This is a genomic window from Mycobacterium ulcerans subsp. shinshuense, from assembly GCF_002355775.1.
Classification (GTDB): Bacteria; Actinomycetota; Actinomycetes; order Mycobacteriales; family Mycobacteriaceae; genus Mycobacterium; species Mycobacterium marinum.
The window spans coordinates 1,477,292-1,501,656 of the sequence record NZ_AP017624.1; the positions used below are offsets into that span (position 1 = coordinate 1,477,292).

General features: G+C 65.1%; 22 protein-coding genes and 1 pseudogene. 17 read left to right on the plus strand and 6 right to left on the minus strand.

Annotation, left to right across the window (positions count from 1 at the left end):
• The first annotated feature begins 29 nt into the window (after positions 1-29).
• Positions 30-785, plus strand: a complete 756-nt coding sequence (mddA, locus tag SHTP_RS06765) for a methanethiol S-methyltransferase (protein ID WP_096370135.1) — start codon at positions 30-32, stop codon at positions 783-785.
• On the opposite strand, the gene SHTP_RS06770 is transcribed toward mddA, so the two are convergent.
• On the minus strand, positions 751-1,953 hold the full coding sequence (locus SHTP_RS06770; RefSeq protein ID WP_420872957.1) for an ISAs1-like element IS2404/ISMul1 family transposase: 1,203 nt from the start codon (positions 1,951-1,953) through the stop codon (positions 751-753). The two genes, mddA and SHTP_RS06770, sit on opposite strands and share 35 nt — an antisense overlap.
• A 317-nt stretch (positions 1,954-2,270) precedes the next feature.
• Here SHTP_RS06770 and SHTP_RS06775 point away from each other — a divergent pair, with 317 nt between their 5' ends.
• Positions 2,271-2,753, plus strand: a complete 483-nt coding sequence (locus tag SHTP_RS06775) for a cation:proton antiporter regulatory subunit (RefSeq protein ID WP_012393175.1) — start codon at positions 2,271-2,273, stop codon at positions 2,751-2,753.
• A 4-nt stretch (positions 2,754-2,757) separates the two neighbouring features.
• Positions 2,758-3,903: a cation:proton antiporter gene (locus SHTP_RS06780; RefSeq protein WP_096370137.1), complete on the plus strand. Its 1,146-nt coding sequence runs from the start codon at positions 2,758-2,760 to the stop codon at positions 3,901-3,903.
• 17 nt (positions 3,904-3,920) lie between these two features.
• Here SHTP_RS06780 and SHTP_RS06785 read toward each other — a convergent pair whose 3' ends face one another.
• Positions 3,921-4,460 (minus strand): Rv3235 family protein, encoded by a 540-nt coding sequence (locus tag SHTP_RS06785; RefSeq protein ID WP_020727266.1) that lies wholly within the window; start codon positions 4,458-4,460, stop codon positions 3,921-3,923.
• 206 nt (positions 4,461-4,666) lie between these two features.
• Here SHTP_RS06785 and SHTP_RS28160 point away from each other — a divergent pair, with 206 nt between their 5' ends.
• From SHTP_RS28160 to SHTP_RS06810, 5 genes are all read left to right on the plus strand, one after another.
• Entirely contained in the window at positions 4,667-6,085 is a 1,419-nt protein-coding gene (locus SHTP_RS28160; RefSeq protein ID WP_096370138.1) for a WS/DGAT/MGAT family O-acyltransferase, read from the plus strand.
• A 42-nt stretch (positions 6,086-6,127) separates the two neighbouring features.
• Positions 6,128-7,000 (plus strand): polyphosphate kinase 2, encoded by an 873-nt coding sequence (ppk2, locus tag SHTP_RS06795; protein WP_096370139.1) that lies wholly within the window; start codon positions 6,128-6,130, stop codon positions 6,998-7,000.
• A gap of 65 nt (positions 7,001-7,065) precedes the next feature.
• On the plus strand, positions 7,066-7,566 hold the full coding sequence (locus tag SHTP_RS06800) for a DUF6912 family protein (RefSeq protein ID WP_096372357.1): 501 nt from the start codon (positions 7,066-7,068) through the stop codon (positions 7,564-7,566).
• A 140-nt stretch (positions 7,567-7,706) separates the two neighbouring features.
• Positions 7,707-8,861: a ferredoxin reductase gene (locus SHTP_RS06805; RefSeq protein ID WP_096372358.1), complete on the plus strand. Its 1,155-nt coding sequence runs from the start codon at positions 7,707-7,709 to the stop codon at positions 8,859-8,861.
• Positions 8,862-8,949: 88 nt separating this feature from the next.
• Positions 8,950-10,236, plus strand: a complete 1,287-nt coding sequence (locus SHTP_RS06810) for a fatty acid desaturase family protein (RefSeq protein WP_096370140.1) — start codon at positions 8,950-8,952, stop codon at positions 10,234-10,236.
• 37 nt (positions 10,237-10,273) lie between these two features.
• Here SHTP_RS06810 and SHTP_RS06815 read toward each other — a convergent pair whose 3' ends face one another.
• Positions 10,274-11,455 carry a thiolase family protein gene (locus SHTP_RS06815; RefSeq protein ID WP_096370141.1) on the minus strand — a complete coding sequence of 394 codons (1,182 nt, stop codon included), beginning with the start codon at positions 11,453-11,455 and terminating at the stop codon, positions 10,274-10,276.
• 89 nt (positions 11,456-11,544) lie between these two features.
• Here SHTP_RS06815 and SHTP_RS06820 point away from each other — a divergent pair, with 89 nt between their 5' ends.
• On the plus strand, positions 11,545-12,018 hold the full coding sequence (locus tag SHTP_RS06820; protein ID WP_096372359.1) for a winged helix-turn-helix transcriptional regulator: 474 nt from the start codon (positions 11,545-11,547) through the stop codon (positions 12,016-12,018).
• On the opposite strand, the gene rsgA is transcribed toward SHTP_RS06820, so the two are convergent.
• Together rsgA and aroA are read right to left on the minus strand one after the other, a co-directional pair.
• Positions 12,005-12,997, minus strand: a complete 993-nt coding sequence (gene rsgA, locus SHTP_RS06825; RefSeq protein ID WP_096370142.1) for a ribosome small subunit-dependent GTPase A — start codon at positions 12,995-12,997, stop codon at positions 12,005-12,007. The two genes, SHTP_RS06820 and rsgA, sit on opposite strands and share 14 nt — an antisense overlap.
• Positions 12,994-14,280 (minus strand): 3-phosphoshikimate 1-carboxyvinyltransferase, encoded by a 1,287-nt coding sequence (gene aroA, locus SHTP_RS06830; protein WP_096372360.1) that lies wholly within the window; start codon positions 14,278-14,280, stop codon positions 12,994-12,996. The genes rsgA and aroA overlap by 4 nt, the downstream gene beginning before the upstream one ends.
• A gap of 63 nt (positions 14,281-14,343) precedes the next feature.
• Between aroA and SHTP_RS06835 the strand changes: the two genes are divergently transcribed.
• The 3 genes and pseudogenes from SHTP_RS06835 to SHTP_RS30075 all read left to right on the plus strand — a co-directional run bounded on the left by SHTP_RS06835 (position 14,344) and on the right by SHTP_RS30075 (position 17,443).
• Positions 14,344-15,117 (plus strand): SOS response-associated peptidase, encoded by a 774-nt coding sequence (locus tag SHTP_RS06835; protein WP_197706231.1) that lies wholly within the window; start codon positions 14,344-14,346, stop codon positions 15,115-15,117.
• Positions 15,118-15,214: 97 nt separating this feature from the next.
• Positions 15,215-16,099 (plus strand): 3-hydroxyacyl-CoA dehydrogenase family protein, encoded by an 885-nt coding sequence (locus SHTP_RS06840; protein WP_172900514.1) that lies wholly within the window; start codon positions 15,215-15,217, stop codon positions 16,097-16,099.
• A gap of 64 nt (positions 16,100-16,163) precedes the next feature.
• Positions 16,164-17,443, plus strand: a pseudogene (locus tag SHTP_RS30075) (PucR family transcriptional regulator).
• A gap of 20 nt (positions 17,444-17,463) precedes the next feature.
• Here SHTP_RS30075 and SHTP_RS27940 read toward each other — a convergent pair.
• Positions 17,464-17,640 (minus strand): hypothetical protein, encoded by a 177-nt coding sequence (locus SHTP_RS27940; protein ID WP_015354875.1) that lies wholly within the window; start codon positions 17,638-17,640, stop codon positions 17,464-17,466.
• Between the two features lie 613 nt (positions 17,641-18,253).
• On the opposite strand from SHTP_RS27940, the gene SHTP_RS06850 reads away from it, so the two are divergent.
• The 5 genes from SHTP_RS06850 to SHTP_RS28635 all read left to right on the plus strand — a co-directional run bounded on the left by SHTP_RS06850 (position 18,254) and on the right by SHTP_RS28635 (position 24,154).
• Positions 18,254-20,983, plus strand: a complete 2,730-nt coding sequence (locus tag SHTP_RS06850) for a helix-turn-helix transcriptional regulator (protein WP_096370144.1) — start codon at positions 18,254-18,256, stop codon at positions 20,981-20,983.
• Between the two features lie 995 nt (positions 20,984-21,978).
• Positions 21,979-23,067 carry an EspA/EspE family type VII secretion system effector gene (locus SHTP_RS06855; RefSeq protein WP_231991305.1) on the plus strand — a complete coding sequence of 363 codons (1,089 nt, stop codon included), beginning with the start codon at positions 21,979-21,981 and terminating at the stop codon, positions 23,065-23,067.
• A 75-nt stretch (positions 23,068-23,142) separates the two neighbouring features.
• Positions 23,143-23,457, plus strand: coding sequence for an ESX-1 secretion-associated protein (locus tag SHTP_RS06860; RefSeq protein WP_012393193.1), 315 nt, complete (start codon positions 23,143-23,145; stop codon positions 23,455-23,457).
• 81 nt (positions 23,458-23,538) lie between these two features.
• Positions 23,539-23,922 carry a hypothetical protein gene (locus tag SHTP_RS28630; protein ID WP_231991306.1) on the plus strand — a complete coding sequence of 128 codons (384 nt, stop codon included), beginning with the start codon at positions 23,539-23,541 and terminating at the stop codon, positions 23,920-23,922.
• Positions 23,915-24,154, plus strand: a complete 240-nt coding sequence (locus SHTP_RS28635) for a hypothetical protein (protein ID WP_231991307.1) — start codon at positions 23,915-23,917, stop codon at positions 24,152-24,154. Before SHTP_RS28630 ends, SHTP_RS28635 begins: the two co-directional genes overlap by 8 nt.
• Positions 24,155-24,365: the final 211 nt, after the last annotated feature.

Genomic DNA, 24,365 nt, shown 5'->3' on the forward strand with positions numbered 1-24,365 from the left:
ATTGCTACTGCGGGGAGCACAATCGAGTAATGAAGCGTTATCTGATCATCGGGTATGGAGCGGCGGGCTACCTGTTGTTTTTGGTTGCCACTTTGTACGCTATCGGCTTCGTAGGTGCAATTGTGGTGCCGCGCAACATCGATCACGGAATCGACGGTCCCATATGGTTGGCGGTGCTGGTCAACGTGGCGCTGCTGGGCCTGTTCGGTATTCAGCACAGCGTTATGGCGCGACCGGGTTTCAAACGTTGGTGGACGCGATTCTTGCCGAAGACGGTTGAGCGCAGCACCTACGTATTGCTGGCAAGCGCGATACTGCTGCTGCTGTTCTGGCAGTGGCGCACGATGCCGGCCGTCATCTGGGACGTGCAGTATCCGCCCGCCCGGGTGGTGCTGTGGGGGCTGTTCGGGCTGGGGTGGGTGGTCGTGTTTGCCTCGTCGTTCATGGTCAGCCATTTCGACCTGCTCGGTCTGCGCCAGGTGTATCTGGCCTGGCGTGAAAAGCCCTATACCGAAATAAATTTTCGCGTCAATGTCTTCTACCGGGTGGTGCGCCATCCGCTCATGCCGGGCTTTATCATCGCGTTCTGGGCAACGCCCACAATGACGGCGGGGCATTTGCTGTTTGCCATTGTTACAACGGCCTACGTATTGGTCGCCCTGCCCCTGGAAGAGCGCGACTTGGTGGCCGCGCTGGGGGATCAGTACCGCGATTACCAGCGCTCGGTACCCAGGGCTCCGGCGTTGTTGATTAGCAGGCTTGTGAGCTGGGGAATTGTGGATTGAGGAGGTCTAGGCGGCGGTTGGCGGTCAAAGCGGTGATCCGGCAGGCTTCGGCGATGTTGTCGGCGCCGTTGAGGCGGTGCAGATTGATCGCGGTGTTGCGTAGCGTTGCTAGGACCTGTGCGCCGTTTCCGGTATGTGCCCTTTGACGGTCTTCGTCGAAGGTGACGTCGCGTATCCAGTGCAGGCTGTTCTCGATTCCCCAGTGTTGACGCATCCAGGTCATGATCGCGGTAGGGCGGGCGTGCTCGAACGGCAGGCTGCAGATGGCATAGACCACCTCCACGCTGCGCTGGTCGGTGGCGGTGATCAAGCGTTCACGAGTGATCCGGATGATTTGTTTTGCGTAGGGGAAGCCGATTCCTCGTGCAGCGGTGATGATTTGCAGGGTGCGGGTCTCGACACGGCCGTGGCCGCGGGAGTCGTCGGTAGCGGCTGCGGGCACCTCGGCCCAGGGCAGCGCGGTGATACGCGCAAGTATTTTGGCTTGGTTGGACTTGACGATCATCAGGTAGTGCGACTTCAAGGTGGCGCAGATCAACTTCGCGGTGACGACCTGGGTATGCATCGCATCCACGGTGACCAGCCACCGCAAGCTACCCGGCAGCAGCGTGAGCAGGGCACGTACGCAGGGAATTTCATTGCTTTTCTCGGCGACAGCGAGTTGACCGAGCACCAATCGGGCACGGTGGGCGAACACCGACACGAGATGCGTGGCTGTCGCTTTGGCGCGTAAAGCACCACGCAGCATCTTGCCGTCCAACGCGATCGGCACCAATCCGCTGGGGTCGCTGCTGGCCACGTGTGCAGTGAAGTAACTGCCCATCCTGGCGTTGAGGTCGGCGGGGTCTAGCCGAGACAAAACAGCGCGGAAGGTCTTCTCACTGGGCCGCCGGAACCGGACCCCTAATTGGGCCAACACATCATCGGGAGCGGTGGCCGCCCATGTGGCAAAATCAGCATAGCCGCGCATCCCCGCGGCAGTGGCCAGAACCGCGATCGCCAACAAAGCCATCAGCGAATACCTCCGACCGCGTGGGCCCCTCGGGTCTGGCACCGAGGCCAACACATCGAGAAACTCCGATCCGATGAGCTCGCTGCGCTCACCAGGACTCCAGCGGTCGAACACCTCTGGAACCGACGACACAGGCAATACTGAAACGGTAGGCACGGGCAACTCCAGACCAACGACGAACAGTAACCAACTCGATCGTTCTCCAGATAGCCCGTGCCTACACTCCGGCCCCAATAGCGCGGCACCAAAGATCATCAACCCAGCTCACACGCCTGCTAATCAACAACGCCGGAGCCCTGGCTCGGTACCGATGTTGCTGCCGGTACCGCACCGCGGCTCGGGTAAAACGGTTGGTCAGCACTGATTTTCGGCCACCCGGCCGGTGCCGCGCGGGCAGCCCGATGTCCGGCCGCCGGCTATGAGTTTGGTCGTTGCCACTGTGATCTTGACGGCATTTCGTTAAGTATTGGGGTATGGATGTCAAGGAGGTGCTGCTGCCTGGCGTCGGTCTCCGCTACGAGTTCACTAGCCAGAAAGGCGAGCGGATCGGCATTATTGCCCGGCGCACCGGCGATTTCGAGGTCGTCGTATACGCCGCCAACGACCCGGATGCGGCGCGACCGGTCTTCTGCCTGACCGATGAAGAGGCTGATGCGTTGGCTCAGATCCTGGGTGCACCACGGATCGCCGAGCGGTTCACCGAGCTGACCCGTGAGGTGCCCGGGCTCGAGGCGGGCCACATCATCATCGCGCCACAGAGCCCGTTCGTTGACCGGCCGCTCGGGGAGACCCATGCCCGCACCCGCACCGGCGCGTCGATCGTGGCAATCGTGCGTGGCCAAGAGGTGGTCGCATCGCCGAACCCGGCGGAGCTGTTGCGCGAGCGCGACGTCCTTATCGTGATCGGTACCGAAGAGGGCATTGCCGGAGTCGAGCAGATCGTCGACAAGGGCTGAATCGGTGGAGGTTTCGAGGGCACTGCTTTTTGAGGTCGGCGCACTCCTGACAACGCTTGCCCTGCTTGGTGCCATCGCGCGCAGATTCGCGTTGTCCCCGATCCCGGTCTATCTGCTGGCCGGCCTCTCGTTGGGCAAGGGCGGCGTCCTGCCGGTGGCCGCCGCCGACGATTTCGTCGCCACCGGCGCGCCCATCGGCATTGTGCTGCTGCTGCTGACGTTGGGTCTCGAGTTCTCCGCGACCGAATTTGCCAGCAGTCTGCGCCACCACATGCCCTCTGCCATGGTCGATATCGTCCTCAATGCCACGCCAGGGGCGGTGGCCGGCTGGCTGCTGGGGTTGGACGGTGTGGCGATCCTCGCGCTGGCCGGGGTCACCTACATCTCGTCGTCGGGCGTGGTGGCGCGGCTGCTGGAAGACCTGCGCCGGCTCGGTAACCGCGAAACACCGGCGGTGTTGTCGGTGCTGGTGCTCGAAGACTTCGCCATGGCCGGCTATCTGCCCTTGTTCACGGTGCTGGCCCTGCACGGCGATTGGCTCCATGCGCTCGGTGGAACGCTGGCCGCGATCGCAGCCCTGCTCGGGGCCTTTGCGGCGTCCTTCTACTTGGGCCATCACTTCGGCCGGCTGTTCGCGCACCCGGATTCGGAGCAGTTGTTGCTGCGGGTATTGGGCATCACCCTGATGGTTGCGGCGCTGGCTGAGACGTTGCACGCCTCGGCGGCGGTGGGCGCGTTCCTGGTGGGCCTGACCCTCACCGGCGAGACCGCTGAGCGGGCCCGCAGGGTGCTGGGGCCGCTGCGCGATCTGTTCGCGGCGATCTTCTTCCTGGGCATCGGCCTGTCGGTCGCCCCCAAAGAGTTGATTCCGGCGCTCCCGGTGGCCATCTTGCTGGCCGTCGTCACCGCGGCAACCAAGGTGCTCACCGGAATGTTCGCCGCTCGACGCGACGGAGTGGCCCGCCGCGGACAGCTGCGTGCGGGTACCGCCCTCATCGCCAGAGGCGAGTTCTCATTGATCATCATCGGACTGGTCGGCGCGTCGATCCCCGCCGTAGCGGCGTTGGCGACCGCGTATGTCTTCATCATGGCGGTCGCCGGACCGGTGCTAGCCCGCTATACCGGCGGGCCGGTGGCAACCACCGCCTGACCGGTCTCGGGTGGCACTCAACCGATATGCAGGGCGACGACCACCCAGCGCGGTGTGCCCAACGCGGCGACCCGCTCCACCCGGCAGGCGATCGCGTGAATCCGGTCTGCGCGGCTGTAGGTTCCAAAAACCTCGGCCGCGGTGTCACGGCCAGCGCACGCGACGGGCTGAAGCCCGAGCCGGCGCAGCGCAGCGGTGCCGTTGCGCCCGGCCATCGATTGACTGGCCGACAGCACCGAATCGACCAGGCCGGGCGTCAGCAGCGACCGGAGCTGCCCCGCCGGACGGCGGCGGTCGATGACCTCCAGAACGCGGCGCAGTGCCGCGTCGGTGAACGCGGCCGCCTGGCGCATCGGCGCGGACATGGCATCGGTCGCTGTGGCGGCTGGCTGTTCGCCGCGGGCGGGACCGCCGGTGCGGGCAAGGCGTGGCCGCGCCGGTGCGTGCGACGAGGGCCGGCACCGCTCGACGGTGCGGCTCGCAGGTTCGTATTCGACTACCGGGATGACGGCGAAGGCCGCCCGACGGGGCGCGGCGGCATCAGGACCAATACTCAAGTGGCACTCTCCAACTCGTAATGGCGCAAACCAACAACCGACCCAAAGATCGGGTGCGAGTGCCCGCTGGAGAGTGGCAGACAAACTGCGGGCCATCATCGCACAAATGACGGCGGCGCGTACCCGCGCCCGCAGGTGGCCACACCAGCGGTTACGGTGACCCACATCGGTTGACGCAACCAGTCGACAAGGAGGACAGGGCCGTAATGGTGACCCGGTTGTCCAACACCGATGCGTCTTTCTATCGGTTGGAGAACACCGCTACCCCGATGTACGTCGGGTCGCTGATGATCCTGCGCCGTCCGCGTGCCGGGTTGAGCTATGAGGCGCTGCTGGCCACGGTCGAGCAGCGGTTGGCTCAGATCCCGCGCTACCGGCAGAAGGTCCGTGAGGTGCGGATCGGCATGGCCCGGCCGATGTGGATCGACGATCCGGACTTCGACATCACCTATCACGTCAGGCGGTCGGCGCTGCCGTCGCCGGGCAGTGACGAGCAACTGCATGAGCTGATTGCGCGGCTGGCCGCGCGGCCCTTGGACAAGTCGCGCCCGCTGTGGGAGATGTATCTCATCGAGGGGCTGGAAAAGGGTCGCGTCGCCCTCTACACCAAGACGCACCAGGCCTTGATCAATGGGGTGACAGCACTGTCGCTCGGACACGTCATCGCTGACCGGACCCAGCGCCCACCGCCGTTCCCGGAAGACATCTGGATTCCCGAGCGCGATCCGGGCAACACCAGGTTGGTGATGGGGGCCATCGGCGATTGGGTGGTGGGACCCGGCGCGCAGTTGCAGGCGGTCGGATCGGCGATCGCCGGGTTGGCGACCAATCAGAGTCAGCTCGTCAACGCCGGCCGTCGGATCCTCGATGTCGCGCGTAACGTCGCGCGCGGCACCGCCCCCAGCAGTCCGCTCAATGCGCCCGTTTCGCGGAATCGAAGGTTGACGGTTGCCAGCGGACGCCTGGAGGACTACCGGACGGTGCGGGCCCGCTACGACTGCGACGTCCACGACGTGGTGCTGGCCGTGATAGCCGGCGCCCTGGGCAACTGGCTGATGTCGCGCGGTGAGACGGTTTCCCAGACGGCAACGGTGCGTGCGATGGCGCCGCTGTCGGTCTATGTGGAGGACCAACTCGACTCGTCCGGGCCCGGTCAGCAGATCAGCCAGGTGACGCCGTTCCTGATCGACCTGCCGGTGGGGGAGCGCAACGCCGTGGTGCGGCTGTCGCAAGTCGCTCACGCCACCGAATCGAACCCGACGGCGGCCAGCCTGGTCGATGCCCGCACCATCGTCACGCTGTCCGGCTTTGCGCCGCCCACCCTGCACGCGATGGGTATCCGGGTCGCCACCAGTTTTCCCAGCTTTTCCAAGCGGACGTTCAACTTGTTGATTACCAATGCCCCCGGAGCCCAGTCGCAGATGTATGTGGCCGGCGCCAAGTTGTTGGAGGCCTATGCGGTGCCGCCGCTACTGCACAATCAGGCCCTGGCCATCAGCGTGACCTCCTACAACGGCATGCTCTACTTCGGCATCAACGCCGACCGCGACGCGATGAGCGACGTCGAGCTGCTGCCGGCGCTGCTGGCTCAATCGCTCGAGGAGCTGCTGGAAGCTTCTCGGTAGTCGCCGGGGCAAAGGTGCTGCTTAGAGATAGCATTCGTTGATGTGAGCACCGCGACGAATGACGGCGCGCCGGCGAAGGCGAAGAAAAAGAAGAAGAAGTCAGCCGGGGCCGGCAGACACAAGATTTCCAAAGGCGTCTACGAAGCCGAATTATTCCGGCTACAAACCGAATTCGTGACGCTGCAGGAGTGGGTCCGGCACGCGGGCGCGCGTGTGGTGGTCATCTTCGAAGGTCGAGATGCCGCCGGCAAGGGTGGCGCGATCAAACGGATCACCGAGTACCTCAGCCCACGACACGCCTACGTTGCCGCGTTGCCGGTGCCCAACGATCGGGAACGCGGGCAGTGGTATTACCAGCGCTATATCGCCCATCTGCCCGCGAAAGGGGAAATCGTTTTCTTCGATCGGTCCTGGTACAACCGCGCAGGTATCGAGAAGGTGATGGGATTCTGTACGCCCCAAGAACATGCGCTGTTCCTGCGGCAGACGCCGATCTTCGAACAGATGCTCATCGATGATGGGATCTTGCTGCGCAAGTATTGGTTCGCGGTCTCCGATGAGGAACAGTTGCACCGGTTCAAGGCGCGCCAGACCGACCCGGTCCGGCAGTGGAAACTCAGCCCCATGGACCTGGAATCGGCCTATCGGTGGGAGGACTATTCGCGTGCCAAGGACGAGATGATGGTCCACACCGATACCCCGGTGAGCCCGTGGTACGTCGTCGAATCCGATATCAAGAAGCATGCGCGGCTGAACAACATGGCGCATCTGTTGTCGACGATCGACTACCGCCCGGTGGAGATGCCCAAGGTCAATCTGCCCGACCAGCCGATCGTCACCGGCAACTACAAGCGTCCACCACGCGAATTGTCCAAGTATGTCGAGGACTACGCGTCGACGTTGATCGGGCGCTGAATGACGATCCCAAATGCGGCGGGCCGGTGCTGGTGCAGACAACCGTGCCAACAGGTGGTCGGCCGATGATCCAGGTCTATGTGCCCGCGACGCTGGCCATGTTGCAGCAACTGGTGGCTGATGGCTCGTTGTGGCCGGTCAATGGCACGGTGTTCGCGGTGACTCCGACGTTGCGTGAGGCCTACGCGCAAGGCAACGACGATGAGCTGGCCGAAGTGGCACTTCAAGAGGCCGCGCTGGCGTCGCTGCGGCTGCTGGCAAACGATGAGGACGAGAAGCTGCTGCCGCGGCGGGCGGTGCTTACCGCGGAGGTGGACGACGCCATCTACCGGCCGGATCTCGACGATGCCGTCGTCCGGCTGAGCGCTCCGATTGCCATGGATCAGGTCGTCGCCGCCTACGTCGACAACGTTGCCGCCGAACCGGCCGTCAGCGCGGCCATCGCCGTCATAGATGCCGCCGACCTCGGTGACGAGGACGCCGACTTGGTCGTCGGCGACGCGCAGGATCACGACCTGGCGTGGTACGCGAACCAGGAATTGCCGTTCCTGCTCGACCTGCTGTAACCCCGCGGATGTGAGGTAATCAGCACCGCCGGGGTCTAGCTACGCAACCGTAACCTACGCTACCATAGCTTTATCGCAAGGGCGTGCTGCCGCCCAAACCCGGGCGGCTACCGACTCCACGCCGCGAGCAGGAGCTTTTTATGGTCAAGAAGAACGCGGCACTGAGCGCCCAGATCATCGATACCAAGCTGCGGAGCATCGTCGGTGCGGACAAACACCCGGGCTGGCACGCGCTGCGCAAGATCGCCTCACGTATCACCACGCCGCTGTTGCCCGATGACTACCTTCAGCTGGCCAACCCATTGTGGTCGGCGCGCGAATTGCGCGGCCGCATTCTCGAGGTTCGCCGGGAGACCGAGGATTCCGCCACGCTGGTCATCAAACCCGGCTGGGGCTTTAGCTTCGACTATCAGCCGGGCCAGTACATCGGGATCGGGCTGCTGGTGGATGGGCGTTGGCGGTGGCGATCGTATTCACTGACGTCGAGCCCGGTTGGTGGGAAGTCCGGGCCGGGGTCGGCGCGGACGGTGACGATCACTGTCAAGGCGATGCCCGAAGGCTTCCTGTCCACGCATTTGGTGGCCGGTGTCGCGCCGGGGACCATCGTGCGACTGGTCGCACCCCAGGGCAATTTCGTTTTGCCCGACCCCGCCCCGCCGTCGATTCTGTTTCTCACCGCCGGGTCGGGGATCACGCCGGTGATGTCGATGCTGCGAACGCTGCTGCGCCGCAACCAGATCACTGACATCACCCACCTGCATTCGGTGCCTACCGAAGCGGACGTGATGTTTGGTGATGAGCTTGCCGGGGTGGCCGCCCAGCACCCGGGCTACCGGCTTTCGGTGCGCGCGACGCGCTCCCAGGGTCGTCTCGATCTTTCCCGGATCGGCGAGCAGGTGCCGGATTGGCGTGAGCGACAGACCTGGGCGTGTGGGCCCGAGAGCATGCTCAACCAGGCGGAAAAGGTGTGGTCCGCGGCCGGGATCGGCGACCGACTGCACTTGGAGCGGTTCGCGGTGTCCAAGGCGGCCCCCGCGGGCGCCGGTGGGACGGTCACGTTCGCCCGCAGTGGGCGCAGTGTCGACGTCGACGCGGCGACCTCGGTGATGGATGCCGGCGAGCGCGCCGGTGTGCAAATGCCGTTCGGTTGCCGGATGGGTATCTGCCAGTCGTGTGTGGTCGATCTGGTGCAGGGGCACGTTCGTGACCTGCGCACGGGCCAGGAGCACGATCCCGGGAGCCGGGTGCAGACCTGTGTCACGGCAGCGTCCGGCGATTGTGTGATCGACGTCTAAAGCTACCCACTGGTAACTTACGGAGGCGTAGATTACGATTGCGTAGGTTCGTAGCAGATTTGGGACCGTACGACGCAGGGAGAAGACGATGGCGATTACCGACGTCGACGTATTCGCGCATCTGACGGACGTCGATATCGAGAATCTGGCGATTGAGCTCGATGCCATACGACAAGACATTGAAGACTCTCGCGGTGAGCGCGACGCCCGCTATATCCGCCGCACCATCGCGGCGCAGCGCGCGTTGGAGGTGAGTGGCCGCCTGATGCTGGCCGCCAGCTCGCGCCGTTCGGCGTGGTGGGCGGGGGCATTGACCCTCGGGGTGGCCAAGATCGTCGAGAACATGGAGATTGGCCACAATGTCATGCACGGCCAATGGGACTGGATGAACGATCCGGAGATTCACTCCTCGTCGTGGGAGTGGGACATCACCGGCGCGTCCAAGCATTGGCGCTACACCCACAACTTCGTGCACCACAAGTACACCAACATCTTGGGCATGGACGACGATGTCGGCTACGGCATGCTTCGCGTCACCCGCGATCAGCGCTGGAAGCGCTACAACATTTTCAACTTGGTGTGGAACACCTTGCTGGCGCTCGGCTTCGAATGGGGAGTCGCGTTGCAGCATTTGGAGATCGGCAAGCTCCTCAAGGGGCGGCTGGACCGCGACACCGCCAAGACCCGGGTGCGCGAGTTTTCCCGCAAGGCCGGTCGCCAGGTGTTCAAGGACTACGTGGCGTTCCCGGCGTTGACGTCGGTGTCGCCTGCCGCGACCTACCGGTCTACCTTGACCGCCAACGCGTTTGCCAATGTGATCCGCAACGTCTGGTCCAACGCCGTTATTTTCTGTGGGCATTTCCCGGACGGCGCAGAGAAATTCACCAAGACTGATTTGGTAGACGAGACCCAGGGCCAGTGGTACCTGCGGCAGATGCTGGGTAGCGCCAACTTCGAAGCCGGGCCCGCGCTGCGGTTCATGAGTGGCAACCTGTGTCATCAAATCGAGCACCATCTCTATCCGGACTTGCCGAGCAATCGGCTGGCCGAGGTTTCGGTGCGGGTGCGCGAGATCTGCGATAAGTACGACTTGCCTTACACCACAGGCTCGTTCCTGGTGCAGTACGGCAAGACTTGGCGGACCCTAGCCAAGCTGTCGCTGCCGAACAAGTACCTGCGTGACAACGCCGACGATGCTCCGGAGACCCGCAGCGAGCGCATGTTCGCCGGTCTGGAGGCGGGCTTCGCGGGAACCGATCCGATGACCGGCCGTCGTCGCGGCCTCAAGGCCGCGATAACCGCGGTACGCGCCTGGCGGCGCGCCAAGCCCGGCAAGGCCAAGAAGGCCGGCGGCACCGACGGTCTGGCGGCCTAGCCTCGGCGGTGGCGGCGGCCGTCGGCGCGCGCTGCGGCTACCCCAGTCGCTCGATGATGGTCGCGTTGGCCATGCCGCCGCCCTCGCACATGGTCTGCAGGCCGTAGCGGCCACCGCGCTGCTCCAAAGCGTTGACCAGCGTGGTCATGATGCGCGCACCGCTGGCGCCCAACGGGTGGCCGATGGCGATTGCGCCGCCGTTGACGTTGGTCTTGGCCAGATCCGCCCCGGTGTCCTTCGCCCAGGCCAGCACGACCGGGGCGAAGGCCTCGTTGACCTCGAACAGGTCGATGTCGCGCAGGGCCAACCCGGCGCGGCGTAGCGCCTTTTCGGTGGCCGCGATGACCCCGGTCAGCATGTAGAGCGGATCCGAACCCACCACCGTGGTGGTGTGAATGCGCGCCAACGGGCGCAGGACCAGCTTCCGGGCGACGTCGCTGCTGGTGATCATGACCGCGGCGCTGCCGTCGGACAACGGTGACGAATTACCCGGGGTGATCGACCAGTTGATCTGCGGGAAGCGCTCTTTGATCGCATCGCTGTAGAACGCCGGCCGCAGCGCGGCGAGCGTATCGACGGTGGCGCCGGGGCGGATGATCTCGTCGTGGGTGAGCCCGGCGATCGGGATCAGCTCGTTGTCGAAGAGTCCGTCCTTGGTGGCGCGGGCGGCCTTGTCATGGCTGGCTGCGGAGAACTCGTCGAGTTGGGTGCGCGACAAGCCCCACCGTGCCGCAATCAGCTCGGCGCTGATGCCCTGGGGGACCAGCCCGTCGGGGTAGCGGTTGTTCATGTCCGCGCCGAACGGGTTGCTTCCGGGCAGCACCGAGGTGCCCATCGGGACGCGGCTCATCGATTCAACGCCGCCGGCGATCACCAGATCGTAAGCACCGGCCAGCACGCCCTGGGCGGCAAAGCTGATGGCCTGCTGGCTGCTGCCGCATTGCCGGTCGATGGTGACCCCGGGAACCGATTCCGGGAATCCGGCACCCAGCAGCGCATTGCGCGCGATGTTGACCGCCTGATCGCCGACCTGGGTCACCGCGCCGGCGATCACATCGTCGACTTGTACCGGGTCGACGCCGGTTCGGGCCGCCAGTTCGCGCAGGCTATGCGCCAGCAGGTCGGCGGGTAGTACCTGGTGCAGTGCGCCGTTGGCCTTGCCCTTGCCGATGGGGGTGCGGACGGCGCCGACGATGACGGCGTCGCGACTCTGGGACATGGCTCCTCCTTGAGCTGAGTATCGGTAACTATACTCAGCTATAAACAGCTGGGTATACTCAACGCAACCTGGAGCGGAGGGTGATCTTCGTGACAATGCTTGAGGGCCCACTGGCCGACCGTGATGGCTGTTCGGCGGTGGGCGAGTGTCCGATTGAGAAGACCATGGCCGTCGTCGGTACCAAATCCGCGATGCTGATCATGCGGGAGGCCTACTACGGCACCACCCGTTTTGATGACTTCGCCCGCCGGGTGGGTATCACCAAGCCCGCGACCTCGGCGCGGCTGGCCGAATTGGTCAGCCTCAAACTGCTGGCGCGGCGGCCGTATCGCGAGCCGGGGCAGCGCAGCCGCGATGAGTATGTGCTCACCGAGGCCGGGCTTGATTTCATGCCGGTGGTCTTTTCCCTGTTTCAGTGGGGCAAGCGCCACCTGCCCGGCGGCGATCGCCTGCAACTGACCCACCTGGGCTGTGGGGCGCAGGCGCAGGTTGAAATTCGATGTGCCAAAGGGCACTTGGTGCCCGCCGACGAACTCGGTATGCGGTTGGTCAGGTCTCCCTGAGGGCGGTCAGCAGCCGGCGGGCCGCTGCCACGCGGCGCACCGCGGTTCCGGACAAACTGTCCAGTACGCATTCGGGATCGGCCGGCGGCCCCATGTGCCCGCAGCCGCGCGGGCAATCGCCGATCGCCTCGGCCAGGTCGGTAAAGGCCAGCAGCACGTCGTCTGGCTGGATGTGGGCCAAGCCGAACGAGCGGATTCCGGGAGTGTCGATCACCCACCCGCCGCCCTGCCCGTACGTCTCGAGAGGCAGCGCGACCGACTGCGTCGACGTGTGCCGGCCCCTGCCGATCTCGGTGACCTCGCCGACGGCCCGATCGGCCTCAGGGACCAGGCGATTCACCAGAGTCGACTTGCCGACGCCGGAATGCCCGAGCAGTACGGTCGTCTTGCCGTCGAGTAGGTCGGCCACCGCGAGGAGCGGATCGTCGCGGCCCGCCGCAACCACCTGAAGGTCCAGTTCGAGGAACTGCTCGGCGAAAGGTTCGGGCGGGGCCAGGTCGGTCTTGGTCAGGCAGAGTATGGGGGTCAGACCGCCCGTGTAGGCGGCGATCAAGGCCCGGTCCACCAATCCGCTGCGCGGTGGCGGGTCGGCCAACGCCACCACCATCAACAACTGATCCGCGTTGGCGACCACGACCCGTTCGGTGGGGTCGGTGTCATCGGCGGTGCGACGCAGCACCGTTCGGCGTGGCCCCCTGCGCACGATGCGGGCCAGGGTGTCGGGGCGTCCGGACAGATCCCCGACCAGGTCGACGTCGTCGCCGACCACGATCGGGGTGCGTCCGAGCTCGCGGGCCCGCATCGCGGTGACCCGACGCAGCGGGTCCCCGCCGAGCACGCATCCCCAGCGGCCGCGGTCAACGGCGACCACCATGGCGGCTTCGGCGTCAGCGTGTTCCGGACGGGTCTTGGTACGCGGACGTGAGCCGCGACCCGAACGGATCTTGACGTCGGATTCGTCGTAGTCGCCTGGCCTCAACCGCTGGACCCCTCGACCATCTCGGTCCACAGCTGTGGGAACTCCGGCAACGTCTTGCTGGTAGCCCCGATGTCGTCCACCTCGACCCCGGCCACCCGGAGTCCGACGATCGCGCCGGCCATCGCCATCCGATGATCGGCGTAGGCGCGCCAGCTGCCCGGACGCAGCGGCGTAGCGGTGATCACCAGACCGTCGGAGGTTTGTTCGCAGTTGCCGCCGAGGCGGTTGATTTCGGTGCTCAAGGCGGCCAGCCGATCGGTCTCGTGGCCGCGCAGATGCGCGATGCCAGCCAGCCGGGACACCGATCCGGGGCTCGCCAGCGCCGCCAGTGCCGCCACCGATGGGGTGAGTTCGCCGACATCGCGCAGGTCGACGTCGAATCCGCGGTAGGTCTGCGGACCCTGCACCTGAAGGCATGAATCAATATGTCGGACCGTGGAATTCAGTGTCTGCAGAATGTCGAGAATGTTCTTGGCGGGTTGCACGCTGTCCGCCGGCCAGCCGGTGATGGTCACCGTCCCGCCGGTGACCACGGCCGCCGCCAGAAATGCGACCGCATTGGTCAGATCCGGCTCGACGTCCCAATGCCGAGGCCTGAGGGCGCCGGGCCGGACCAGCCAGCGGTTGGGTATCGAGTCGTCGACATCGACGCCGGCTTGGCGCAGCATCTGCACCGTCATCGCGATGTGCGGTGCGGACGGCAGCTCCGAACCGGTGTGTTGCACCGTTAGGCCATCGGTGAACGACGCGCCGGACAGCAGTAGGCCGGAGACGAACTGTGACGACGCGGATGCATCGATGGCCACCGTGCCGCCCGCGACCGACCCGGTGCCTTGAACCCGGAACGGAAGGCCGGCACCATCGGCGGGCACACCCAGGCCGCGCAGCGCATCCAGCAGCGGTGCGATGGGGCGGGCCCGGGCCTGCTCATCCCCATCGAAGGTGATCGGGGCGGCGCTCAGCGCCGCCAGCGGGGGAACGAACCGCAACACCGTGCCGGCCAGGCCGCAGTCGACCCGGGCCTCGGGGCCGGGCCGGATGCGGCCACTGACCGTCAGCTCGGAACCAGTCCCGTCGACCCGCAAGCCCAACGTCTGCAACGCCTCGATCATCAGATCGGTATCGCGGCTGCGCAGCGCGCCGGTGATGGTCGAGGAGCCTTGGCCCTGTGCCGCGGCCAGCGCCGCAAGCACCAGCGTCCGGTTGGTCTGCGACTTCGAGCCCGGGACGGTCACGGTCGCGTGCACGGGTGTCGGTGCGAATGGGGCTGGCCATGGCTCGATGCTGCTCACCGCTTCATCCTGCCGTGTCGGCGGGTGTCGTGGATACCAGGCACCATGGGAGTCATGTGTGGACGGTTTGCGGTCACCACCGATCCGGCCTTGCTGGCCGAGAAGATCAACGCCATCGACGAAGCCAGCGGCGCGGCCTCCGATGGCTTCGCCCCCAACTACAACGTGGCCCCAACCGACATGATCGCCACCGTCGTGACCCGCCACAGCGAGCCCGATGACGAGCCGACTCGCCGCGTCCGGATGATGCGCTGGGGATTTGTGCCGTCGTGGGCCAAACCGGGGCCTCAGGGCGCACCGGAGGGCAAGGGGCCGCTGCTGATCAACGCCCGCGCGGAGACGGTCGCCACGTCGCCGGCGTTTCGTGGCGCTGCGCAGCACAAGCGTTGTCTGGTGCCGATGGACGGCTGGTACGAATGGCGGGCCAACCCCGACGTTCTCAGCGGCGCAGGGAGCAAGAAGGTTGCCAAGACGCCCTTCTTCATCCATCGCGCTGACGGCAACACGGTGTGCATGGCCGGGCTGTGGTCGGTGTGGAAGCCGAATAACGCGGCCGCCCCGTTGTTGAGCGCCACGATCATCACCACCGATGCCGCGGGCGAACTGGCCGGGATCCACGACCGGATGCCGCTGATGCTGTACGAAGGCGACTGGGACGCCTGGCTCAACCCGGATGCACCGCTGGACCCGGCGCTGTTGTCCCATCCGCCCGATGTGCGCGACATGGCGTTTCGTGAGGTGTCCACGCTGGTCAACAGCGTGCGCAATAACGGGCCGGAGCTGCTGGAGCCGGCCAAGCCGCAGCCCGAACAGATCACGCTGCTCTAGCGCGCCGGTACGGGCTGTCTCGGCAAGACAACAAGCTGTCGATCTTTGTGCTTTCGCGACACTGCCCGAGCACCCCGCGCGGACCTAGCATGCGGGTGTGACTGGCGCATACACGTACACCTTTGCAGACATCCGTAGCCGCCCGGTGGCGGTGATCGGCGCGGGCACTTTGGGGCGCCGTATCGCGTTGATGTTCGCCAGCCGTGGCGGGACCGTGCGAATCTATGCGCGCCGCGCCGAACAGCGGGCCCAGGCAACGCAGTATGTGGCAGACAATCTGCCGAAGCTGCTGCAGGACAGAGGTTTCGGTGAAGTCGGTAGTGTCATGGCCACGGATTGCCTGGCGACCGCACTAGAGGGTGCATGGCTGGCGGTCGAGTCCGTTCCCGAGAAGCTGGAGATCAAGACTGCGCTGTGGGGCCAGATCGATCAGGCGGCGCCGCCGGACACCATCTTCGCGACCAACTCGTCGTCCTTCCCGTCCCGGCTGATGGCCGACAACGTGCGCGACAAGACCCGGTTGTGCAACACGCATTTCTACATGCCGCCTCAGTTCAATGCGCTGGACCTGATGTCCGACGGCGAGACCGATCGTGGTCTCCTGGATACCCTGCTGACCGTTTTGCCCAAATTCGGCGTGCATCCTTTCGAGGCGCGTCGGGAGTGCACCGGCTTCATCTTCAATCGGGTCTGGGCCGCCATCAAACGTGAGTCGCTGGCCGTGGTCGCCGAGGGAGTGGCCCGCCCAGAGGACGTCGACGGGATGTTCAAGGTCAATTGGCGGGTACCGGCCGGGCCGTTCCAGCTGATGGACCAGGTCGGTCTGGACGTCGTGCTCGACATCGAAAACCACTATGCCGACGAGTTTCCGTACCTGCCGACAAACGTGCGGGACTTGCTGCGGTCCTACGTTGACGCGGGCAAGCTCGGTGTCAAGACCGGCGAAGGTTTCTACACCTACCCGAATTCCTCGGATACGTAGCTGCGCGAATCCGGGACCGTCTTGCTGGCACCGAAACGTGACGGCAAGGGCTAACGTCGAGGACGTGGAGAATCCGCACCTCGATGGTGAGGTCGGGGTGAGCCGTTACGTCGCCGCTGTCGCCGTGCGACTGCACGACCGGTTGGGCGAGGTGGCTTCCCACATTCGGCGCTCGTTGGAGCGCACCATTCCCGAACTCGGCGGCGACCTTCGCATCGAGGAATTGCTGGGCACCAGCATCGAGGCCAACGTGGACACGATGCTGCATGCGCTGCGCTACGACATCGCCGTCGAGCGAGTCGAGGCGCCCACCACGGCATTGGAGTACGCGCGCCGACTGGCGCAGCATGGCGTGCCGGTCAACGCGTTGGTGCGGGCGTATCGGCTGGGTCAGCGCCTGATGAACGAGCTGATCTTCGACGAGTTGCGGGCCACCGACATCCCGGAGTCGATGCGGGTGCCGGTTATCGAAGCGATCAGTGTCGCGATGTTCGAGTACATCGATTGGATGTCGCAGCAGGTCGTCGTCGTCTACGAAGACGAGCGCGAACGCTGGCTGGAAAACCAGAACAGTCTTCGTGGCGTGCGGGTGCGCGAGATCCTGGCCGCAGACAAGGAGATCGACGCCGACGCGGCGATCACTTCGGTGCGCCATCCGCTGCGATGGCACCATCTCGCCCTTGTCATGTGGTATCCCGACCAAGGCTCGGAAGTCGACGAACTGCCCAGGCTGCAACGCTTCCTGCGGGAACTGGGCGAAGCCGCCGGAGTCGACGCCAGCCCGTTGTTCGTGGCCGCTGACCCGAGCTGCGGATGGGGCGGCTGCCGTACCGGGCGGCGCCGGAGCGCGCCGTGGCGGCGGTCGCTGACTTCGTACGGTCTCGCCCGGATTCACCGAACGTGGCGATCGGAACACCGGCCAGTGGGGTGGACGGCTTTCGCCGATCGCACCGGGAGGCGGCCGAAGCTCGCAGCGTTGGGATCCTGTGCGATCGCCGCCCGCCGCTGATGATCAGCGCCGGTGAACCCGGGTTGTCGGTGGTGGCGCGTTTTGGTGGTGACCTGGCCGACACCCGAGAGTGGGTGGCCCAAGTCCTGGGCGAGCTGGCGCGCGACGGAGATAGCGACGCGCGGCTGCGCGATACCCTGCGCGGCTACCTGGCGTGCGGGTCGAGCTACAAGCTCGCCGCGCAGCGGCTCAACATGCATTTCAACACGGTGAAGTATCGCGTCGGCCGCGCCGTCGCCCGGCGTGGCCGGGCGATCGGTAGCGACCGCCTTGATGTCGAACTCGCGCTGCTGGTGTGTCACTGGTACGGCGGCTCGGTCTTGCAGTCGAAGTAGGCCAGGACGGCCGGGCCGCGCTATCCGGCCTCGGGAACGGCCAGCCCCTGAGACCGGGTGCGACGCAGGTACCGGGCTGCCCGCGAGCCCGGGTCGGTGACGGTGTGCACCAGCGTGATCAAAGCCGGCACGATCAGCGGGAACAAGACAAGAGCAAGCATTCCGGCGATGGTCAGGTACGGCAGGATGACGGTCATGATCTACTCACATTTCTCCGCGCCACCGATCTAGGACGCAGTGGGGCGGAATTAGTTTGTGGCTGTGGGTTATTCGAATGCGCACCGTTGCGCTCGGTACGTAAGTTAATTGCAGTCCGAGCGCGCTGCGATGTCGTCAAGCGACCAACTTTGGGTCCAGACTTGTTGTCTGGAGACGAACCCAAACCCATCGGCGGCACCACCATGGTCAGCGCGCCCGGCCAATCCTGAAAAGGGCCCGTGCCCGCCCTGAGCGCCAACCTCGTCGCATCAATAGATCGCCATCCGGAGCGTATTACCTTGCGTTGTAATGACTTACAGTCGGTCTTTGCCGAATTGGGTGCCGGTCCGGGTGATCGGGTAGCGGCCCTACCCGGTGATCGAACGCGACGCAGAGTTTGCGGACCTGCCTGCGAACTCTCCGGCGGCCGCTTTCGACCATCCGCCCGGCCGCAGTCCTGTCCAGGGCTGACGGAAGCTGCCAGTCCTGGGCGGTCACGCGGGCCGCTCCACCTGGCCCGATGCGCGCGCTTGCTGGCAGGTAGCTGTCAGTTCACTGGCAAGTCGGTGCCGTACTCGCGGATCATCGGTCTTTGGTTGCTGAAATGAATTTGTGGACTTGGGTGGTTGTCGTCTTATCGAAAGGGTCGATGAACTAGCCGCGCTGGAGTCGTTTGTTAACGGTGGGACCGCTGACGGTTGCCTGGCGTTGCGAGGCGACTCCGGTGTCGGCAAGTCCATGCTGGTCCAAGCATTGTCGGAGCGGGCTGCGGTACCGGGCAGGCGGGTGCTGCGGTGCAGCGGGGTAGAAGCCGAGGCGGCCTTCGTGCTGGCCGGGCTGAGCCAACTCGTTTACCCGCTGCGGGAGTTCATCGCCCAACTGGGCGCCGATGATCAGCGCACCTTGGCGGCGGTGCTGGGTGCGGTACCCGACCGGGTGCCGACAGTTACCGCGCTGACCTTTGCCTTGCTCAACCTGTTGGCGTTGGCGAGTGAGGTGACGTCGCTGCTGGTGGTTATCGATGACGCACATTGGTTCGACGACGTCAGCGCACGGGTCATCGCGATGGCCGGACGGCGGCTCGACGGTGCGGCGGTGCGGTTTCTGGCTGCGTGCCGTAATGAGGTCCCCAATGCGTTGGCGGACGGGGGATGGCCGCAGATGGTGCTGGCTCCGCTCGGCCCGGAGCAGGCCGAGCGGTTTCTGGATCAACTCGACGTCGACCTGCCGCACTCCGCGCGCGTTGGGGTGCTCGAGCAGGCCGCCGGAAATCCGTTGGCGCTGGCCGAGCTGTCGCGGTGCGCGTTGGAGAACAGCTGGGCGCCTGACGCGCCGTTGCCGCTGACTCAGCGACTGGTGGCCATCTTCGGTGATCGGCTGAACAAACTCGACGAGTCGGTCAAGGCGCAACTGCTGCGCGGCGCACTGGATGGGGCCGCGACGGGTGGTGTGGCATCGGCGCCGCCGCGAACGCGGTATGTGATGCAGGGAGTCGACGCCGCCATCGAACACGGCGTGCTGGTGGTCGACCGCGGTGAGCTGGTCTTCCGGCATCCATTGGTCCGTGCGGCAGTGATCCAGACCTCAACCGCCGGGCAGCGGCGCCATGCCTACGCGCAGTTGGCCCACCTGTATCCCGATGACGTGGTGCGCCGGGCCGCCTATTTCGCTCATGCCACCGTCGATCCCGATCCGGCGGTTGTCGATACCCTCGCCGCGGCGGCCGAGCTGACGATCCGCCGCGGCGATGCCTGTCAGGCGATCGAGTTGCTGCGGCGCGCGGGTGAATTGAGCGACCGACCACGGCGTCGCGAACAGTTGCTGGCCAGCGCGGCCTTTGTTGCGTTGCAGGCGGCGCAACTCGACGAGGCCGAGCGACTTCTGGCCGATGCGGGTTTGGGTGGCGGCGCGTCGGCAAGTGCGCTGTTGATCTCGTCTTTCATTTCGCTATACCGCTATGGAGATGTCACCGCGACACATCGTCGCCTGGTTGAGCGGCTGCAATCGGCCGATGACCTCGACGGCGAAACCCTGACCCGGATGGTCAACCTGTTGCTCGCGGTCAGCATGTTTGCCGCGGACCCCGCGCTGTGGCAGATCACCGATGGCCTGGTCGACTCGCTAGCCGACCGGCTGGGCGAGCTGAGCGTCATCTACCGCGACGCCTGGGCCGATGCGGCCCGCCGCGGCCGCACCGTGACGCAGCGGCTGAAGGAGCAACTGGATCGGTTGGGGGAGCTGGAGCCATGGGATGTGATGCGCGTTGCCCTGGCCGGCTATTACGTGGACCTGATCGACGACTTTCGTTCGGTACTGGTTCCGCTGGCTGACCGCGAAATCGAGGGCGGCGCGGCCACCATTGCGCTTGCGACGCTCGCGTTGGTCACGGCCTATCAGCTGGCCAGCGGTCAGTGGGCCGAGGCGGTCGATACCAGTCAGCGCGGCGTGGCGTTGTGTAGTCAGCACCACTACGAGCTGTTTGGCTATCAGCTCAGAGGTTATTTGGGTGTTATATCGGCCTGCCGCGGCGATGTGGTGCGGGCCCGTGAGCTCGCCGCCCAAGTGCGGGTATGGGTCGAGCCGCGGCGGGTCGGCTTCCTCACCGGGGCCGTCGCGCAGATCGCAATCCTGTGTAGCTTTGCCGAAGGCGACTACGAATCGGCCTACCTGCAGGCCACCGCGATCACGGCGCCGGGGGAGTTCCCGCCGTTCGCGTTGCACGCCACCCGCACCCTGTTCGATCTCGTCGAGGCTGCGGTTCATGCGGATCGACTCAACGAGGCGCGCCGGCACGTTCGGGCGGCCAAGCGCCTGCAATTCGCCGACGCCCCGCCGCGACTGGCCATCGCAACCGGTGCTGCGGAGGCCTTGTGTGCCTCGGACGAGCGGGCTCCAGCGTTGTTCGAGAAGGTACTTGGCCATCCGGCGGTCGCTTCATTTCCATTCGAGCACGCCCGTATTCGGCTGGCGTACGGAATGCGCCTCCGCCGGCTGCGCCGCTATCGCAACGCCCGCGTTGTGCTTCGTGCAGCCGCGGAGATCTTTGCCGGTCTGGGCGCCGAACCGTGGACCCAGCGGGCGCGCAATGAACTGCGTGCCGCGGGTACCGCGGTACGCCACTCGGCCGCGGTGGGTCCCGCTCCGCTCACCGCGCAGGAACGTCTGGTGGCCGAATTGGCCGCCAAAGGCCTGTCGAACAAGGAGATAGCCGCACGGCTATGCCTGTCGCCGCGCACCGTCGGTGCACATCTGTATCGGTTGTTCCCCAAACTGGGGGTCACAAACCGGGCCGGATTGCATGACGCCCTCGACGCCATCCATGCGGCACCCGATCAAATCTGATTGATTCCATCCGCCGGCCAGCGCAACCACCGACGTCTCCAAGCGGCCCGAACGCGGTGCGGTTGCCGACCATGACGGGCCGCACTTGTGGCAAAACGCCTGACAAACGAGTAGATCGGTGCAAAGCTGCGTCTATCGCAACGCACCGTTGGTGCGCAGCCGTATCGGCTGATTCCGATTACCTCACGCAATTGAGTCATCTGACCGATGCCGCCCGGTTCGCCAGGTGCAACCCTTGGCATGTCACCGCCATGAAGCGGGACTAGGGCAAGGAGCAGCGAATGCAGTGTACGTGGACACCGGTGGTGTTCATCCATGGGCTTTGGCCAGCCGTGTCCGCGTCCCGGCGAGGTTGCCCCGATGATGCCTGGCGCCCTCGCGTTGTTGCCGCACCGCGCGGTGCTCGGACACTGGAATATCAATCCCAGCAGTGATGTCCGCGCCGAATCCCAACCGGTCGCCCGGTATTCACCCATGCCGCAGCCAGCTGCGTCCAGTGGCACGCGGTCGGGGGAGCCTGCCGACGTCTGGCGCGACAACGTACGTTGCCCGGACACCTCGCACTGGATTTGCCGTCTCGAGCCACGTTCGGTTCGTGTGTGAACCGTTCCTGGCGAGGGCAATTGGATCACCAGCCGCGTCGGCCGGCGGGCCGCGCGTGTGGCGGCGCGTGCGAAGCCAATTCAGTTCGCCGCGTTGCCTCACGACGATGTGATGGAAGTGGGTCGCCCCGCGGGGGCACCCGTACGGCGCCGAATCGCCAAGAACGAACAGTAAGGACGTCTCTATGCCTGCAGGACTAATCGCCGCTGCGGTTAGGACCATCGTCAACCTCGGCAGTTTTGGTCAACAATTCGTCGGAGTTAATGATCCAAAGTTCACTAACCCTGAATATCTCGCGGCGAGTGCGACCGGCATGGCCGCGGACGGGCTGACCGCTGTTTTCGGACAAACTTGGGTGCCGCAGGCGCAGCAAGCGCGTAGGTCACTCTCGGTTGACCAGTCTTGCCAGTTCAAAAGCGGCGCAAGGGGCCAGTGCCATCCTCTGGACGATCAACATCGGCGAAGTGTTGGAGACGTTGATGGGGTTCGGGCCGCCAGCCGAAGGAGATGAACTCCTGGTCGGCTCGACGCAGTTCGCCAAGGCTCAGGCACAGTTGGGGTCGGCCCTTCCGGATAACAGTTGGCAGGGCTCGGCATCCTATGCCTATGCCAGCCAGAACACGGCACTGCAGAATCGCGGACAAGCGCTCGCCGAGCTCGACGTCAAGTTCGCGGCCCTGGTAAAAGATCAGGCCGAATGGGTGACCCATGGGCGCCTGGGGATTGCGATTCTCAAGAACCTACTTCTGGCGACTTTCGCGGTTGAGATGGCCTTGATGTTTGCGGTACCGGCCGGCCCAGCCATGGCCCGGTCTTTCGGATTCACGGTGAGTGGGCTTGGCATCGCCATCGCCATGGGCCTGCTTTCCACCGTGCTCACCTATTCGGTTGAGAACTCCAAGAAGGCGGACGTCTTGACCGCCAATTACCAAGATTTGACTCCGGATCCGTACCAAGGAGCGGACCCGAGTATGCCGGTGGCGGCCAATATGCCCGCGTCGGCCGAGTCGACGATCTCGAGCTTTGCGGCGTCGGGCACGGCGTTCACAGCTGAGGCGGCCGGGTCGCTCGGCCGCGCCAGCGGCGCCGCGGACGAATCCGCGTTCTACAGCGCTGCCGCCGATGAGGCTGTGCCGCTCGAAGATACGCCGTCGGCGACGTCGGCGTTCACCATGCCCACCCTGGCCCAACTGATGGCGATTTCGGGGCTAGGCGCAAAGTTCTCGGGGCATGTCTCTCAGCACGCGAACCTGGCCAACCAGGCGATGGGACAGGGCCAGCAGGTCGCATCGATGGCCCAACAGGGCAAGGGGACTGCTCCCGCCGAGGACACCGCGCAGGCCGAGGCCACCACTGTTGAAGATGTCGAGGGCGCCGGGGCGGACTCGGCCGGCGCAGCTGCCGGGCGTGCACCGATCGAAGCGGCCGCTGCTGACACCCCACCGGCGCAGCAGCCGATCTTTGCGCAGCAGGTCGTGTGACGCTCGCCGTCGAGTCGAAGCCGCTGCAGGCCGATGCGATAGCGCACAGAAACGATATGACGAGGAGATAGATCCATGGCGAACTTGGTTGTCACACCGCAATACCTACAGACACTGGCCGCCACACAGACCCAAGCGGCGGCCACGGCAGCATCTGCGGGTGCCGCGTCCACGAATCTCAAGAATGAGGTCTGGGTGTCTCACGGTGTGATCAGTGGAGCCTCCAACACCTCATTTGCCAATGCCGAGGCTGCCCGCCGCGCGGCGGCCAACAGCATGAACACGACTTCTAGCAAGCTCGCCGCCAAGCTACGCACCGCCAGCAGCGCATACCAGGGAGTCGACGAGCAGGCCGGCGAAAGCCTCGACAAACAGATCATTGAGCGCTGATCGGGTCGGAACCCGCTGGTGGGCATGGTTACCGCGCCGGGGTCGACCATTAGCGCTTCAGATGCAGAAAGAAGGGACACCATGTCGCTCTACCACGACCACGATGATCTCGACGCCCTGGATTTCTTTGTCGCCGAGGAGGTTTGCGAAGACGGCGCGGAGTCGGATGCCCTGGATGGCTTTGCCACCGATGACCCGACACACCCAGTACCGGACATCGATGCGATGGATCAGTTCATGCCTGGCGAGGTCGAAGACGAAGACACCGATCCCGACACCGCCCCATTGCAGATCGAAGAGCCCCACGGTGCCGCCGAGACGGCGGGTGCCGAGGAAGGCGTCGACTCGAATGGCGCCCCGCTGTTCACGGTCGTCAACCCCCCCTGGGGCGGTGTCGGTGTCGGCGCTGATGGACGGCCGGATCCATCGAGTCACTCTGTCGGCAAAGGTGACCAGCATGAGTGAAGCCGAGCTCGCCGAGGAGGTACTGGTAATCGTGGCCCTGGCTCGACAAAACGGGTTGGCGGCCCAGCACAGCTATATGTTGGGAAGCTATTCCGAGTGGGAACCCGTGGCGGAGATGGGCACTGACGAGCGCGAGGTATTGCGTGACTTCATGGAGAACACCATGGGTTTGATGTCCGAAGAACAGGCCACCGCAAAACAAGCAGAGGTTTTCTCCACCCGATACCGATAGCTGAGGAACTGCTGCAGATTTCGACGCCTCGGCCGCGTAGCGGATGCAACCCGAGCCGACGATCGCGAGATTCGTAACTCTGACCGGATCGACGGTGATCCCAGGGCCGCAACGCCTGCGCTAGGTGCGGATTCAGGCGTTTTGTGGCCCACCCCACGAAGACAGGCGCGGCGGCCGCGGGCCGCCTTAGCTCAAATAGCAACACATGTAA